Source organism: Collimonas sp. (genome assembly GCF_035566555.1).
Taxonomy (GTDB): Bacteria; Pseudomonadota; Gammaproteobacteria; order Burkholderiales; family Burkholderiaceae_D; genus Collimonas.
This window is the reverse complement of record NZ_DATMRB010000081.1, coordinates 1-14,850: the sequence shown is the minus strand read 5'-3', so window position 1 is coordinate 14,850 and position 14,850 is coordinate 1. Positions and strand designations below refer to the sequence as shown.

15 protein-coding genes and 1 pseudogene are annotated in these 14,850 nt (G+C 57.1%); 10 read left to right on the top strand and 6 right to left on the bottom strand.

The genetic code is table 11. From position 1 onward, the window contains the following. Positions 1-282: 282 nt before the first annotated feature. The 6 genes from pxpB (at position 283) to VNZ65_RS10040 (ending at position 5,526) form a co-directional block, all read left to right on the top strand. Positions 283-936 (top strand): 5-oxoprolinase subunit PxpB, encoded by a 654-nt coding sequence (gene pxpB, locus VNZ65_RS10065; protein ID WP_325668533.1) that lies wholly within the window; start codon positions 283-285, stop codon positions 934-936. Then, positions 933-1,910 (top strand): biotin-dependent carboxyltransferase family protein, encoded by a 978-nt coding sequence (locus tag VNZ65_RS10060; protein WP_325668531.1) that lies wholly within the window; start codon positions 933-935, stop codon positions 1,908-1,910. Before pxpB ends, VNZ65_RS10060 begins: the two co-directional genes overlap by 4 nt. A gap of 9 nt (positions 1,911-1,919) precedes the next feature. After that, positions 1,920-2,720 carry a 5-oxoprolinase subunit PxpA gene (pxpA, locus tag VNZ65_RS10055; RefSeq protein WP_325668529.1) on the top strand — a complete coding sequence of 267 codons (801 nt, stop codon included), beginning with the start codon at positions 1,920-1,922 and terminating at the stop codon, positions 2,718-2,720. Positions 2,721-2,803: 83 nt separating this feature from the next. Continuing rightward, the gene (locus VNZ65_RS10050; RefSeq protein WP_325668527.1) at positions 2,804-3,523 is read left to right on the top strand and encodes a DUF969 domain-containing protein; all 720 of its coding nucleotides are present in this window, start codon (positions 2,804-2,806) and stop codon (positions 3,521-3,523) included. Further along, positions 3,520-4,506 (top strand): DUF979 domain-containing protein, encoded by a 987-nt coding sequence (locus VNZ65_RS10045; protein WP_325668525.1) that lies wholly within the window; start codon positions 3,520-3,522, stop codon positions 4,504-4,506. The genes VNZ65_RS10050 and VNZ65_RS10045 overlap by 4 nt, the downstream gene beginning before the upstream one ends. Positions 4,507-4,515: 9 nt before the next feature. Next, positions 4,516-5,526 carry a DUF2891 domain-containing protein gene (locus VNZ65_RS10040; RefSeq protein WP_325668523.1) on the top strand — a complete coding sequence of 337 codons (1,011 nt, stop codon included), beginning with the start codon at positions 4,516-4,518 and terminating at the stop codon, positions 5,524-5,526. A gap of 57 nt (positions 5,527-5,583) precedes the next feature. On the opposite strand, the gene VNZ65_RS10035 is transcribed toward VNZ65_RS10040, so the two are convergent. Further along, entirely contained in the window at positions 5,584-6,261 is a 678-nt protein-coding gene (locus VNZ65_RS10035; protein WP_325668521.1) for a nitroreductase, read from the bottom strand. 1,196 nt (positions 6,262-7,457) lie between these two features. On the opposite strand from VNZ65_RS10035, the gene VNZ65_RS10030 reads away from it, so the two are divergent. After that, positions 7,458-8,399, top strand: coding sequence for a LysR family transcriptional regulator (locus VNZ65_RS10030; RefSeq protein WP_325668519.1), 942 nt, complete (start codon positions 7,458-7,460; stop codon positions 8,397-8,399). Here the strand turns inward: VNZ65_RS10030 and VNZ65_RS10025 are convergent. From VNZ65_RS10025 to VNZ65_RS10005, 5 genes are all read right to left on the bottom strand, one after another. Beyond that, positions 8,396-9,064, bottom strand: coding sequence for an HAD-IB family hydrolase (locus tag VNZ65_RS10025; RefSeq protein WP_325668517.1), 669 nt, complete (start codon positions 9,062-9,064; stop codon positions 8,396-8,398). The two genes, VNZ65_RS10030 and VNZ65_RS10025, sit on opposite strands and share 4 nt — an antisense overlap. Positions 9,065-9,089: 25 nt before the next feature. Next, on the bottom strand, positions 9,090-9,923 hold the full coding sequence (locus tag VNZ65_RS10020; protein WP_325668515.1) for a hypothetical protein: 834 nt from the start codon (positions 9,921-9,923) through the stop codon (positions 9,090-9,092). Continuing rightward, positions 9,920-10,732 (bottom strand): AfsA-related hotdog domain-containing protein, encoded by an 813-nt coding sequence (locus VNZ65_RS10015; protein ID WP_325668513.1) that lies wholly within the window; start codon positions 10,730-10,732, stop codon positions 9,920-9,922. Before VNZ65_RS10015 ends, VNZ65_RS10020 begins: the two co-directional genes overlap by 4 nt. 50 nt (positions 10,733-10,782) lie before the next feature. Further along, positions 10,783-11,385, bottom strand: a complete 603-nt coding sequence (locus tag VNZ65_RS10010) for a hypothetical protein (RefSeq protein WP_325668511.1) — start codon at positions 11,383-11,385, stop codon at positions 10,783-10,785. 292 nt (positions 11,386-11,677) lie between these two features. Then, positions 11,678-12,559 (bottom strand): LysR family transcriptional regulator, encoded by an 882-nt coding sequence (locus VNZ65_RS10005; protein WP_325668510.1) that lies wholly within the window; start codon positions 12,557-12,559, stop codon positions 11,678-11,680. Positions 12,560-12,662: 103 nt separating this feature from the next. Between VNZ65_RS10005 and VNZ65_RS10000 the strand changes: the two genes are divergently transcribed. From VNZ65_RS10000 to VNZ65_RS09990, 3 genes and pseudogenes are all read left to right on the top strand, one after another. After that, the gene (locus VNZ65_RS10000) at positions 12,663-13,583 is read left to right on the top strand and encodes a DMT family transporter (RefSeq protein ID WP_325668508.1); all 921 of its coding nucleotides are present in this window, start codon (positions 12,663-12,665) and stop codon (positions 13,581-13,583) included. Between the two features lie 2 nt (positions 13,584-13,585). Then, positions 13,586-14,392: an SDR family oxidoreductase gene (locus VNZ65_RS09995; RefSeq protein WP_325668506.1), complete on the top strand. Its 807-nt coding sequence runs from the start codon at positions 13,586-13,588 to the stop codon at positions 14,390-14,392. A 273-nt stretch (positions 14,393-14,665) separates the two neighbouring features. Beyond that, positions 14,666-14,850: pseudogene (locus tag VNZ65_RS09990) on the top strand (efflux transporter periplasmic adaptor subunit); the annotation flags it as partial.

Below are 14,850 nucleotides of genomic sequence, written 5' to 3'. Positions count from 1 at the left end.
GGCATAAGACAGGCGCTAATCCAACAACAATATAGACTATTTACATACAATTTATTGACATTTTATTTTTGATGAACGATATTGCCCTTTGCTTAAACTCTGGTCTACAAAGAGTAAGCTGGTTGGGGACAGAGGATGCAGGATCGTGGGACGACGGCTGTTCGCAATTATTTTCTGGGCAATTTAATGTTGATCTGATCAGTTGACGGCAGGGCCGCTCAGGCAGAGCGTCCCGGACTCAGTCTCGCCGTGCTGACACCGTGCACAAGGAATCCAGCCGCAATGACCCAACCCGTCATACAAGCTCTTGGCGAAAATGCTCTGATACTGAACACCGGGGCCAGCGCTACTCTCGAATGCCAGCAACGCTTGTGGGCCATCGCGGCGAAGGCAGCGCATTGGCCGCATGTGCGCGATGTGGTGCCCGGCATGAACAACCTGACCATCCTGTTCGATCCGCTGGCCAGCGATGGCCGGCAACTGGCGGAAAAACTCCAGGCTGCCTGGGACGCCGATTCGATCAGCCAGAAGACCGGACGCAAGATCGAGATCCCCGTGGTGTATGGCGGCGACAGCGGTCCCGACCTGGAACAGGTGGCGCGCCATACCGGCCTGGCGCCGGGGGAAATCGTCAAACGCCATACCGCGGCGGAATACATCGTCTACTTCATCGGCTTCCAGCCCGGCTTTCCTTACCTGGGCGGACTCGACCCCAAGCTGGCCACGCCGCGCCGCAGCGAACCGCGCCTGCTGGTGCCGGCCGGCTCGGTCGGCATCGGCGGCAGCCAGACCGGCATCTATCCGGCGGCCTCGCCGGGCGGCTGGCAACTGATCGGCCGCAGCGAGCTGCAACTGTTCGATCCCGGCGCCAGCCCGCCTACCCTGCTGCAACCGGGCGACCGCGTGCGCTTCGTCGCCAGCGAGGTGATCGCATGATCAAGATCATCCGCGCCGGCCGCATCAATTCGGTCCAGGACATGGGCCGCAACGGCTTCCGCCATCTCGGCATCTGCCAGTCCGGCGCCCTGGACCATACCGCGCTGGCTATCGCCAATCTGCTGGTCGGCAATCCGCGCGACAGCGCCGCCATCGAATTTACCCTCGGCCCCTGCGAACTGGCCTTTACGGTCGACAGCCGGATCGCCCTCGGCGGCGCCGATTTCGGCGCCACCCTGGACGGCCAGCCGCTGCTGCCGTGGTGGAGCGTACGGGTGCGCGCCGGCCAGACCCTGAAACTGAACGCAGCACGGCACGGCATGCGCACCTACCTGGCGGTGGCCGGCGGCATCAACTCTGCCCCGCAGCTGGGCTCGCGCGCTACCGATCTGCAAGCCGGCTTCGGCGGCCATGGCGGCCGTGCCTTGACTGAAGGCGACGGCCTCTCCGCCGGTGCGCTGGACAACCCGGCTGCCGCAGTCCACAACGCCGCCGCATTTGGCGTGCGCGCCCCCTCCTGGTATGACGCCGACGATACCGAAACGCTGGAGGTCCGCGTCATGCCCGGTCCCGAATACGACTTGTTCAGCGCCGCCGTGCAAAAGACCTTCTGGAACAGCAGCTGGACCCTGACGCCACAGAGCAATCGCATGGGATTCCGTCTCAGCGGCCCGGAGCTGAAAATCAAGAAAAGCGGCGACCTGCTGTCGCATGGCGTGTTGCCGGGCGTGATCCAGGTGCCGCCGGCCGGCCAGCCTATCGTGCTGATGGCCGATGCCCAGACCACCGGCGGCTATCCGAAGATCGGTGTGGTGATCGGCGCCGACCTGGCCCGCTTGTCGCAGCTGCGCTTCAACCGCACTTTGCAGTTTGTCGAAGCGGATGCCGACGCCGCGCGGGCAGCGCTGCGCGACGACGCTTTGTATCTACAACAGATCGAAACCGCGATGCACTGGCTGCGTCCGGCAAAATAGGAGCAGACGATGCCCAGGAAAGAAAAACGACAGCAGGTCGACCTCAACGCCGATCTCGGCGAACAAAGCGACGGCAGCGACGAGGCTTTGCTGGCGCTGGTCAGCTCAGCCAACATCGCCTGCGGCTGGCACGCCGGCAGCGCCCTGATGATGCAGCAATGCGTGCAATGGGCTGTGGCGCAAGGGGTCGCCATCGGCGCCCATCCGAGCTTTCCCGACCGCGACAATTTCGGCCGCACCGAAATGCAACTGCCGGCCAACGAAATCTATAGCGGCGTGCAGTACCAGATCGGTGCGCTGGCGGCGATCGCCAGCGCCCATGGCGCGCAGCTGGCGCACGTCAAGCCGCATGGCGCGCTGTACAACATGGCGGCGCGCGACGCCGCACTGGCCGACACCATCGTCGCGGCGATCCGCGACGTCGATCCGGCGCTGGCGCTGTTCGGCCTGGCCGGCAGCGAACTGATCGCCGCCGCCCATCGCGCCGGCCTGCCGGCAGTGGAAGAAGTATTTGCCGACCGCGGCTACATGGCCGACGGCAGCCTGGTCAAGCGCGGCACGCCGGGCGCTCTGATCGAAGACGAAGAGCAGGCACTGGCACAAACCATGCATATGGTGAACGAAGGCAAGGTCCACGCCATCGACGGCAGCTGGGCCGCCGTGCGCGCCGATACCATCTGCCTGCACGGCGATGGTGCGCATGCGCTGGAATTTGCGCGGCGCATCCAAGCCGAACTGAAGCAGCAAGGCATCGCCATCCGCGCACCGCAGATGAGCAGCGGCGACGCCTTGTTTCCTCTGCTCGGATAAGCCTCAAGCGCTGCTTCAACGGATTACGTAGTCAATAAAATCGGCGGCGCAGCAACGACCGCCATCAACATGAGGAGATAGCAATGACCGTAACGGAATTACTGCCGCTGATAGGGATACCGATCGTGGTAGCTGGCTTCGCATTCAAATTCAACCCCTTGCTGGTGGTTACCGTGGCGGGCCTGGCGACCGGCCTGTCGGTCGGCATGGACCTCGGCACCTTGCTGGAAACCTTCGGTGAAAAATTCGTCAACAGCCGTTCGCTGGCAACCTTCCTGCTGATCCTGCCGGTCATCGGCCTGCTGGAAAGCTACGGCCTCAAAGAGCGCGCGCAAGACTGGATCGCCAGCCTGGCGAATGCGACTTCGGCGCGCATCCTGATGCTGTACTTCGTGCTGCGCCAGGGCCTGGGCGCGCTCGGCCTGACCTATATCGGCGGCCAGGCGCAAACCGTGCGGCCCTTGCTGGCGCCGATGGTGGAAGGCGCTGCTGTCGCCAAATACGGCGAGCTGCCGCTGCCGATCCGCGACAAGATCCGCGCCCATGCCGCCGCTTGCGACAATATCGCGGTGTTTTTCGGCGAAGACATTTTCATCGCCTTCGGCGCCGTGCTGCTGATGGATGCCTTCCTCAAGGAAAACGGCATCACCAATATCGAACCGCTGCATCTCGGCCTGTGGGCCATCCCGACCGCCATCGCCGCGCTGATCATCCACATGGCGCGCCTGACCCGGCTCGACGCCAGCATACGGCGCGATGTCGAAGCCTGGAAAAAATCCGAAGGCGCGGAGGTGGCAGCATGAAGACGCTACTGACCATCAACGAAATTTACTACCTGGTCGGCATCATCGTCATGCTGCTGGTCGGCATGACGCTGCGCGACAAGGGCAATCCCAAGCGCCTCACCACGGCGCTGTTCTGGTTCCTGTTCGGCTCGGTATTCCTGTTCGGCGACATGCTGGTGGCCGGGCTCGGCAAGCCCATGGCCTATCGTGTCATCGGCGTAGTGGTGGTGGTGATTTCCCTGATCGCCGGCTGCGGCCTGCTGTCTGCCGGCAGCTACCTGCAACGCAGCGCCGCCGAGCGCCAGGCCTCCGCCAACCGGCTCGGCAACTGGATCTTCCTGCCGGCGCTGCTGATCCCGCTGATCACTGTGCTGTGCACCGTGCTGCTGAAGAATGTCGCCATCGGCGGCGTCTACCTGCTCGACCAGAAACAGCTGACCCTGGCCGCGTTGTGCGTCGCCAGCGTGTGCGCCATCCTGGCCGGATGGAAGCTGACCGGCGGCACGCCGCTGCAGGCAGTGCGCGAGTCGCGCCGGCTGGTCGACGCCATCGGCTGGGCTGCGATCCTGCCGCAGATGCTGGCGATGCTGGGCGGCGTCTTCGTTGCTGCACAAACCGGCAAATCGGTACAGGAAGTCGTGACCCTGTTCGTCAATCCCGACAGCCGTTTCCTGCTGGTGGTGATCTACTGCGTCGGCATGGCCTTGTTCACCATGATCATGGGTAACGCCTTTGCCGCCTTCCCGGTGATGACCGCCGGCATCGCCTTGCCGTTCCTGATCGCCGGCCAGCACGCCGACCCTGCGCCGCTGGTCACCATCGGCATGCTGGCCGGCTACTGCGGCACGCTGATGACGCCGATGGCGGCCAACTACAACATCGTGCCGGCGGCGCTGCTGGAGCTCAAGGACAAGTACAAAGTGATCAAGATACAGATCCCTACCGCCGTGACGCTATTGGCGGCCAATATCCTGCTGATGTATTTCATCGTATTTCGTTAAGGAGCAAGCATGCATCTCACACTTGACCAGGCCTCGGCTTTCGCGGCGCTGCCATTGCGCTCATTGCGCCATGAATATCCGAATCACGTCATGCACGTACTCAACAGCGCTGACGACATTGTGTCGCCGCGCGCCATGCATCCGGTGTTCTACGGCTGCTACGACTGGCATTCGGCGGTGCACGGCTACTGGCTGCTGGCGCGCTGCGCCCGCCTGTATCCGACGCTGCCGCAACAAGCCGAAATCACGGCGTTGTTCGAAGAACACTTCACGGCCGCCAACATGCAGCGGGAACTCACCTACTTCCAGGCGCCGGGACGGGTTTCTTTCGAGCGCCCGTACGGCTGGGCCTGGATCGTGGCGCTGGCGCAGGAACTGGATAGCTGGCAGCACCCGCAAGCAAAAACCTGGCTCGCCGCGATGGAGCCGCTGGTGGCGGAAATCCGCAGCCGCGTATTGAGCTATTTCGCCAAGCTCAGTTATGCCATCCGGGTCGGCACCCACTACAACAGCGCCTTCGCCCTCAAGCTGATTCTCGACTTCGCTCGCCACCGCAAGGATGCCGAGCTGGAAAATGCCGTCGTCAATGCCGCCTGCCGCTACTACATGGGCGACAGCAATTATCCGGCGCACTACGAACCTGGCGGCGATGAATTCCTGTCGGCCGCGCTGACGGCCGCACTGCTGATGTCGGACGTGCTGGAAGCCGATGTGTTCCCCGACTGGTTCGCCCAGTACCTGCCGGCGCTGAGCGACATCGAGCGCCTGATGAATCCAGCCGAGGTCAGCGACCACAGCGATCCCAAGATCACCCACTTGAACGGCCTGAACCTGAGCCGCGCCTGGTGCATGAAACGGATCGCCCGGCGCCTGCCGGAAAACGATCCCGCAGCCGCCACCCTGAGCGCAGCAGCGCGGCGCCATATCGAAGCCGGCCTGCCGAATGTGGTCAGCGGCGAATATGCCGGCGAACACTGGCTGGCGACCTTCGCCATGCTGGCGCTGGAACCGGTTAACTGAGTGCAGCACGCCGCTAAGCCGAGCCTGGCTCCGGACACTGCGCTTGCAGGCGGCGGCTCATGGCGCGAATCCCCACAGTCGAGTGAACTGCTCCAGCGGCTGCCGTTCGGACTGCAAGCGGTTGACGGCAGCGGCAGGATCGGCATAGCCGATAGCCATGCCGCAGAAAAGCATGTGCTGCGGCGGGGTTTGCAGAAATTCACGCACCGTCTGGTGGTAGATCGACCAGGCTTCCTGCGCGCAGCTGTCGACGCCACGTTCGCGCAGCAAGAGCATCAAGGTTTGCAGATACATGCCGAGATCAGACCACTGCGCCGCCCCCATGCCGCGATCCACCGTGCAGAACAAGCCAACCGGCGCGCCAAAAAAACGATAATTATTCTGTAGCCACCTGAGGCGTCCTGTCTTGTCCTCACGGGCGATGCCGAGCTGCGCATACATGGCTTCCCCTAGCTTGAATCGCGCGCTGCGGTAGGGCTCTCCGAGCTTATCCGGATAGATCGGGTATTCAGAGGCGTCCGGCGAGACATCTTTGCTCATGCGCTGCGCCATCCTGGCCTTGAAAGCAGCCAGCGGCTCATCCACCAGCACATCGATGCGCCATGGCTGGAGATTGCCTCCGGAAGGCGAACGGGCTGCCAGGCCGAGGACTTCGCGCAGCAGGGCCTGCGGCACGGTCCGGTCGAGAAAGGCGCGCACGCTCTTGCGGCTACGGACGGCATCGGAAACATTCATGCATGCCTCTTTAACAATAATGAATAGGAATACGCGTCAGAATCCCTTGGGCCAAGCCATCCTCCCATTTCATGGAACAAGCGCTTGGGCAACTCCTGAAACGCCGTTTGTCGCTATCGCTGCTCTGATGTGATACCGCCTGATGATCCACATCGACTGACACGCGGCCCTTCTTTCCCGGTAAAGACGGTGCGTATTTCTCGATTTTATCTGGCTTCTTTTTATTCAGATTTAGACGCAGGAACCCCTCTCCACTCTTCAAAGCGAAGCCTAAATTTGGTCTAATATATGCGACATTTTTTATTGATAAAAATTATATTTGTGAAAATGTATTTTTCATTTATGAATCAATTGCCGCCGCTATCCGAGACATTCCCCAACCTATAATTTAGACGATTAGTGGGCCCATGAGCAGTTAACGGAGGAGCGGTGCATTAGTATCAGCCGATATTTTCCGAATTTGCTTGGACGGAATCCAGTAATAGCGCTCAGCGGCATCGCCTGCACCTCAAGATGAGGGGAAATTTCCACACCGCCCCTAAAAGATAATAGCCGTCGATTTACCGAAGAATAGATAATCGATGTATCGAGGCATGCTGGAAGCAATATCGAGGCGGCAGGGCTTTAGCGCAAAGACAGCAGCATGACGGTATCGGAGGCCTGGCGATTCAGGGCGCAGAAAATCGAAATCAAAAACTGCGGCGTTTGCTACCGAAGCCAGTACGACCAGACAATAAGGAGGAGGCAGACAAATGGGGCTAACTGCAATTACGATTCATAGGAGCGGGTAAACCGCGATATATCACATAGCGAGAATTTCAATGGAAAATTCAGAGATGACAGCCTGCACCCGTAACAGTTTTTTCCGCTACGTCGTGCACGAAAAATAATTACAGCTAGGAGTCAAGAATACGATGAGGATACCCTCATTGTCTGCTTGGCTATCTGACACAGAACCGACATGCGAACAGTTTTCCAACCGTAGCCGCCATGGTGGTTACGGTATGGAGTAAAGAACAGGCCAATTACAATTTGGCGGGTTTTCTTTATCTGAATCAAGTAAGTACGAGCAATCGCGACAGCCCATGAAAAGCATCTCATGCTTATCTCCGCGCTCTTTATCTCGTGTGTGCTTATATCAGGATTACTGGATTGCAGTCGGCCCAGCCAATAAGTCATTCTTTATAAATTGTCTTATGTCCATCTTATCCAAACGCATTCCAACAATAAAAAATTTACAGTGTTTTATTGTGATGTCTGAAGAATTGAATTTCAGAAAAGCGGCAGAAAAACTGCATATGACTCAGCCGCCATTGACACGGCAGATTCAAAGTCTTGAAAATATCTTGCGCGTGAAACTCTTTACAAGAAATACCAGGAATGTTGTATTGACTGCCGCCGGCGAATATTTCCAGCGCGAGGCATATGATTTGCTGACCAGTCTGCGCAATACCGTTTTTTCACTCGGCAATTATGCGCTGGGGGATGATTTGAACAGTGTCCGGATCGGACTCACGAACAAGGTGGACCTCAGTTTGATTCCATCTTTTTCGCCGCTCTTTTCCGGCGCTGATTCTCCCTGCCTTGGCCGTCTGGAGAGAGCCTGCTCAAAAGATCTGGTGGAGCAGGTGCTCAACGAAACACTGGACCTGGCGATCGTCAGCGAGATCGGCAGCTATTCCGATGAATTTTCCTCGGCAACACTTGGTTTCGACACCATGATGGTGGCGATGGCGACATCACATCCCGCCGCGACAAAGACCGCAGTCAATTTCCAGGACCTGGATAAAACCCCCTTGTACCGGTTTTCCAGGTTCGACAATCCACCCTACTATGATCGCTGCGAGAGGATTTTCAGAAAATACGGTTATGCGAGCCAAAGACGACTTGAGCCAAAATCCCATGTCGAACTGCTGAGCCTGATTGCGGCCGGCCAGGGCGTGGCTTTCATGCCGGCCTCGATATGTTCGGCGGGAAGAGCCGGCGTTGTCTTTGCGCCGCTGGAGGCTGCCATCGACAACGAGATGAAAGTGAATATCCAAATCCTGTGGAGGACCGACGAGAACCGCAGCTTCGTGCTGGAAAAACTGGATTTCATCACCAGCGCCATCCAACGTTCACGCTGCAGCGCAAGTTAGTGATGAGCGATGATTTCCCAGCGCCGATTCTTTGCGATGTCGAATAACAGCCCATTCGACGCGACAACAACCGGATGCCCTACCGATTCCAGCAATGGCAAGTCGGAGATATCATCGCCGTATCCGTAGCATTGAGACGCCTGGATTTTTTTCTCTTCGACAAAAATCCTGATGGCTTCCGCTTTGCCGTCGCCGATGGTTTGAGGCGTGCCAATTTCGCCCGTCAGACGCTGATCGTCATCAAGAATCAGTTTGGCGCAAAGGCAGTGGATTACACCGAGCGTATCAGCCAGCGGCTGCAATAGCGGAAGCATCGATCCGGAGACGAAGACCACCTCTACCTGCTTGTCCTGGTGGACGCGCAGCCGCGCAAGCGTCGATTTGATATAGGGCGCGTCCGCGCCCTTGAAGCGATCAGCGAACCAATCCCGCCCAGCGGATTCGAGATCGGACAACAAGGTTCCACGCAAAAAGCGGTAGTACATGCGATTCAGCTCTTCACGGGCAACCTTGCTCTTTCTGGCGTGAGCGAAGTATTGTTCGAATTCGTCGACCAGGGCGTGTGCACCGGTTCTGGCGCCCCAGAAGGAAAAAAAATCGAACATGCTCTTGATCGAGATAAGAGTATCGTCGACGTCAAAAAAGGCAAAGCGCTTGTTGTCCATCAGTTACCCCGAAAAATTTAAGAACCTATACGCTCTTGGTGCGCAAGTCGGAAAATGCCATTTCCTTCAACTTCAGGTGGGCATGGATATCGCCGCCCAAGCCATACAAGCCGATTGCTCCGCCGTGACTCATTTGCGCGCTCATATAGAGCACGATGACATTGATCACCCGATTGGCCCCGGCCGTGCCTGGCTCAGGAAACGGATCGGGCAACCTTGCCCAGAACGTTGCATTGCCATCGACATCGGTGATAAAGACATTGGGAATGCCAAGCGGCCCCGGCCTGGAAGCGCCGCCTGGATGGAGATCGAGCTGGCGCAAGCTCATCACGGTGTAGAGGCTGTTCGGCACCAGGCTGCTGAAGCTGAACTCGAACAGTGCGCTGCTTCCATCTTCATCGATGGTGATTTCCAGATCGCCACGGGCTTGCATCCAGTCGCCCAAGGTGATCGGCTTGATCTCGCGCCTGCCGTCTGCGGCCCTGAAGTCCGGGATTGGCGCTTCGTGCAACGGGAAACTCGGCCTGCTCTCGAGGTTCGCGCCCGGCCGCTGCTCCGGTGCGAACAGCATCTTGTAGTTGTTGGCGGGAATCGGCAAAGGCAGGGTAAACAAGACCTCCGAGGCTAAAGCGCCAAGTTTTTCCTGATCGATCCAGCTCAGCACCTGGAAGACCCCTGCTTCGCCAAAATCAGGGGCAACGGTCGCCCCATCGACAATCGCTCCACCCCAAGGTATCGTCCCGTCGGCCTTGGGGATGCGGCCGACCACGATGAAGTTCCCGTCTTTATCCATGATTTCACTGGGCGGATAGAGCGGTCCCTGGGTGGTGACCGCAAGACTGAATGTGGCGCCTGTCATGCTTGCATCTCCAGATCGCCTTGCTCCTCGCGCTCAGCCGGCAAGGCGTCTTGCGCCGGCAGGCGATGCGCCGAAATCATGGCTTGCGTCACCGAATGGGCAAGCTCGGCTTCCTTGTTGTTGATGGCCTCGGCCGGATAGACGGTGAACGAAGCAGCGGAAGAGGCGCAGCGGATGCCATTCTGGATGCACTCCATCACGATACGGTACTTGGCCCGACGCTCATTGGCATCCTGCTCCAGGATGTCGTAGGTGATGTGCGCCGGCAGCGGGAACAGAAAATTGTGAAACTCGGTATTGAGTTCATTGATGACAAAATAACTCTGCCCGCAGCTGCAGTTAAACGGGAAAAACCTGTCGGTCACCGCCAGAAACGACTGCCGGAATGCTTCAATCAAGATCATCCCCTGCACATGCTGGCCGGTTTGATGATCTCCCATTAATTCGCAGCGCTCATCGATGTTGAAAGGGATTTCAAATTTCTTTTCTGTCAGCTTGGTGGGCATGCCGATCAGCGTATTGTGGCCATAGCGCTTGTGTGAAATCTGGGAATCCGCGCGGTCGGAAATGCGGCGCAGGTCAGAAATTTCAAACGAATCCTTGCACTCGGGATCGGCATTATGGCTTTGCAGGATGGCATCGACATCTTCAAACTGCACGCCTTGTCCCAGAATCAAGACATTATGGGTATTGATGAACGACCTCGGCGCCTCAAGCAAGGCTTTGAGCTGCTTGATCGTCAGCACCTCCTTGCCCTTGGCAAAAGCATTGAATTTGTCACCCACAACAAAAAAGATACGGCTTTTCATGGTATTACTCCCTCTCAAAATGGACGAACCAGGCTGGCGGCTCAGATTGCTTACAGGTCGAAACGCGCATACAAGCGGGTATACAGCCCGTTGGTACCGCCGGTGATGTAGGTGTCGCCCGCCTGGCGTACGATCTCCTTATATTTTTCGCTGGAAAAGATGGCCTGGTAGACGGCCGGCTCGCACGAAAAACCTGAAATGAACATCACCCCTGGCTGGGTGCTGATCACCGAGTGATAGGCAAGGAAGGTTTCCACTTCAGCGTTTTCCCGAACTACGCCAAAGATGGTCTTTTCGCGCCATGCGCGATAAATGCCGAATTTTTGGGGCGGCACTTCGACATGCCGCAGCTGGATGTACTGATTCGTCGGCAGCAAGGTCGCGACCGGCTTTGGCGCTTCAACCATTTCCACCAATTCACGCTGCACGTCGGCGACCATGAACTCAGTGAATTGCTCCAGATCTTTTTGCAATGTTGCAAAAGAGTTAGCAAATTCAAGGCGGTCACTGAAAGCACGCAGCTGCAGCAATTCTGTCTTTTCGAAATCAAAGAGATAGCGGCAGGATTCAGTGTCCTTGAGCAGGGTGCGCAGGCTTTCCGATGCTTGTGCTGCGAGTGGGAAACGGGAAATCAGAACGAATTGGGCAGACATGAATTACTCCTTGTGGGTTTGCGAGTAATCAATATATGCGGCGCAGCAATTTTTGTAGAAATGCTTTATTACTAATACCTTTAGTGTATTAAACAGCCGGTCTTTTTTTTCCTTCCTGGTTGCCGGATAAAGGGGCGCCGCAGGCAATGCGGGAGCAGCAAAACGAGGGGTATGCGCAGGCAGGAGATACGCCGGCAGAAAACCGGCGAGCGGTTGAAAAACGATGTTGCGGGAAGCTCAGGGCCGGCATGGCATTCCGCCATTTTCCCGGCTTGCACTCTGCCGGCGCCGTCTATTGCGGCTCCGTATCCTCAATATCATTGAAAATTTCAGTTAAAAAATCGCGCATCGCGCCAACCCGCTTGTTTCCCCGCAAATCACGGTGGTACACAATCCACAGCGGCCGGGAAACGATCGGGGTTTCCAGCGCCACCCTGACCAGCTGCGGATCTGTGTCGCCGACGAAGGTGGGCAATACGCTTAAGCCGATATCGTGCCGCGCGGCCGCCAGCTGCACATTGAGGCTATTGCTGGTAAGTAGCGGTTGCGCCCCCGCATAGGTGGATGCAATCCAGGTTGACATCGGATAGTGGCTACGCGCCTCATCCCAGGAAATGTAGGGCAAGTCGCGCCAATCGGCGTTATTGGCCTGCCTGGCTGAGATATAGGGAGCAAAATTCATATTCCCCAATGCATGCGCGATATGTTCCCCTTCCTCGCCCTTGGCGGGAGGCGTCATGCGCAGCGCCATATCGGCCACGCGCCGCGACAGGTTCACCTGGTCAAGGCCGGTCAGCAATTCGACGCGCAACAGCGGATATTTTTCAAAAAACTCGTTCAGCCTGGGTGCAATCAGATAGGCGGCGATCAGTTCAGGGGCCGCAATCCGGATCAGTCCGTCGAAAGCCTCCTGCTCCGAAGGTTGCAGCGTTTGCCGCTCGAACTGCATCACGGCGCTTTCCACCGCACCGACGCTGTTGAGCACCTTCTCGCCATCATCTGTCAGCAAATAACCTGTTTGCCGCTTAATGAACAAGGTTTTGTTCAGCGATCGTTCGAACGCCTCGATCCGGCGCGACACTGTCGCCGGACTCACGTTCAATTCGATGGACGCTACGGTGAGTCCGCCGCTTCTTGCTACCGCAAGAAAGTATTTGATGTCATCCCAGTCCATAGTTCACTTTTAAAAAATAACTTTTAATAAACCGCCCTGTATTTAAATATCGAAAACAGTCAAGATCATTCGCATATTTAACTCATCAGATTGGATTCTTCAAATGAAGCATCGTCAAATTTATTTACTCCTGGTCGCCGCCACATTCTTCTGGGGCGCCAACTTCAACCTCGGGAAATTCCTGATGGTTTCAATGAGTCCTTTAGCCGCGGCAGCCTGGCGCTTTGGCGTGGCGAGTGTCTTTATGATTATCTACATGCTGCTCAAAGAAGGTTTTGACTGGGCTGGCGCCAAAAAGAACATCATCCCTTTAGTCGCCATGGCGCTGATCGGGATTTTTGGCTTCAACGTCAGTTTTTTTTATGGCCTGCAGACCACGTCGTCGGTAAACGGCGCGCTGATCATGACCCTGAACCCCACTTTGACCGTGATCCTAGCCGCTTTGGTAGTGGGTGAAAGAATAACATGGCGGCAATCCTTTGGACTTGCCCTTAGCATGATAGGCGTGGTAATCGTCGTTACCGGCGGTTCGTGGGATGCCCTGATAAACATGCACTTCGTGATCGGCGATGCTTTTATCTTGTTTGGCAATTTCTGCTGGGCGGTCTACGCGGTCATCGGCAAGCGCATGGTCAAAGGCATGACGCCGATCCAGGTCACCGCGGTCACCATGACCATAGGTGCTGCTTCGATTGGCGCCCTGGCGCTGCTGCTGCATACCGGCGTGACGCACATTCCATCGGTCCTGAATCTGTCCGCAATCGGCGTCATGGCCTTCCTTGGCACTGTCCTTGCCTATCTCTGGTGGAACAATGGCATCAAGACCATCGGGCCGGCCAAAACCTCGGTGTTTTTTGACCTGGTGCCCATCTTTACCATGATCATCGCCGTCAGCCTGGGTGAAAAGCTGCTGGTCGCTCAGTTGGTGGGCGCACTGTTTGTCATCACCGGCGTATTTTTCTCCTCCGGCGTACTGACCATGATGCTCAACAAGGCGCCAGCCTCGGCAATCCCCACCAGATAAGCTTGATCGACTTCCGCGGGCGTCAAGTTCAATCGGGACGCCTGATTTTCAGACAATCTCATATGGATATGCGCAAGACCATGAAAAAAACAGATCAGACAGTATTCGTCACCGGCGCTGACCGGGGTATTGGCCGCGCCACCGTGATTCGCGCACTGAAAGAAGGTTATTCAGTAGTGGCGGCATCATGGAAACCGATTACCGAGCGCGCCGAGTTTTTAGAGGAAAAACTACCCGATGCCAAATTGAGCTTTGTCGATTTCGATGTCCGCGACGCCAAAGCGGTGACAGAGAAAATCGGCGATGTCTTAAAAACCTTTGGCCGCATTGACATACTGGTCAATGTCGCGGGCATCTCCTACTTCGGCAATGCGCTCAATTGCACAGAAGAAGAATGGGATAAAACGCTGGCGACCAATGTAAAGGGCTATTTTCTTCTGGCGCAAGCCGTCTTGTCCGATATGTGCGAGAGAAAAGATGGAAAGATCATCAATCTCTCCTCTATCTGGGGGCAGCGCGGCAGCGCCAACATGATGGCCTATTCCGTTTCAAAATTTGCCATCGAGGGCTTCACCAAATCCTTGCAAGAATTTGCGCGCCCTTCAAGCGTGCGGGTCACCAGTATCGTTCTCGACAAAGTCGACACCGATTTTCGTGAATATATGGAAGGCAAGGTGTTTTTTACGCCGGAGCAATGCAAATTGATGCTCAGCGTGAACGATGTCACCGACGCCATTTTCAGCGTCATCGACAGCAGCGCTACCTGCCACATTTCCACAGTAACGCTGGAAGCCTATCTATTCAAATAGTCGGTTATCGATTTTCGGCAGCGTCCGATAGCGGACGCTGCCTGGAGAGCAAAGGCAGTTGTCGGCGATCTGGCCGCCAGAAAATATCCTTGGAGTTCAGTTTCTCTTGATGGCTTGCTGCATACATCGAGGCTGTTCCAAGGGCTGTTTTTGCAATGCTTGCGCCTGTTGGCTTCGGCAATGACGGACAACGCCGTTGCGCTCGCGGCAGTCCCTCCAACGCGATCGGCAGTCCCTTTGTTTCATTCGTGTTCAAACATGCAGGAGCCCCACATGCAAACCTCGACACCACTCATTTCCCACAATGCGATTGCCATTGCGATCGGCGCCCTGGTCCTGATTACCGCCGCCACCGTCACCCTCAGCAGCCGCGCCGCCAAGCCGGCCGCCCCGCCGCAGGCCGCGGCATCGGTCTCGGTCGCCGCCGTGCTGGAAAAAACCGTCACCGAATGGGATGA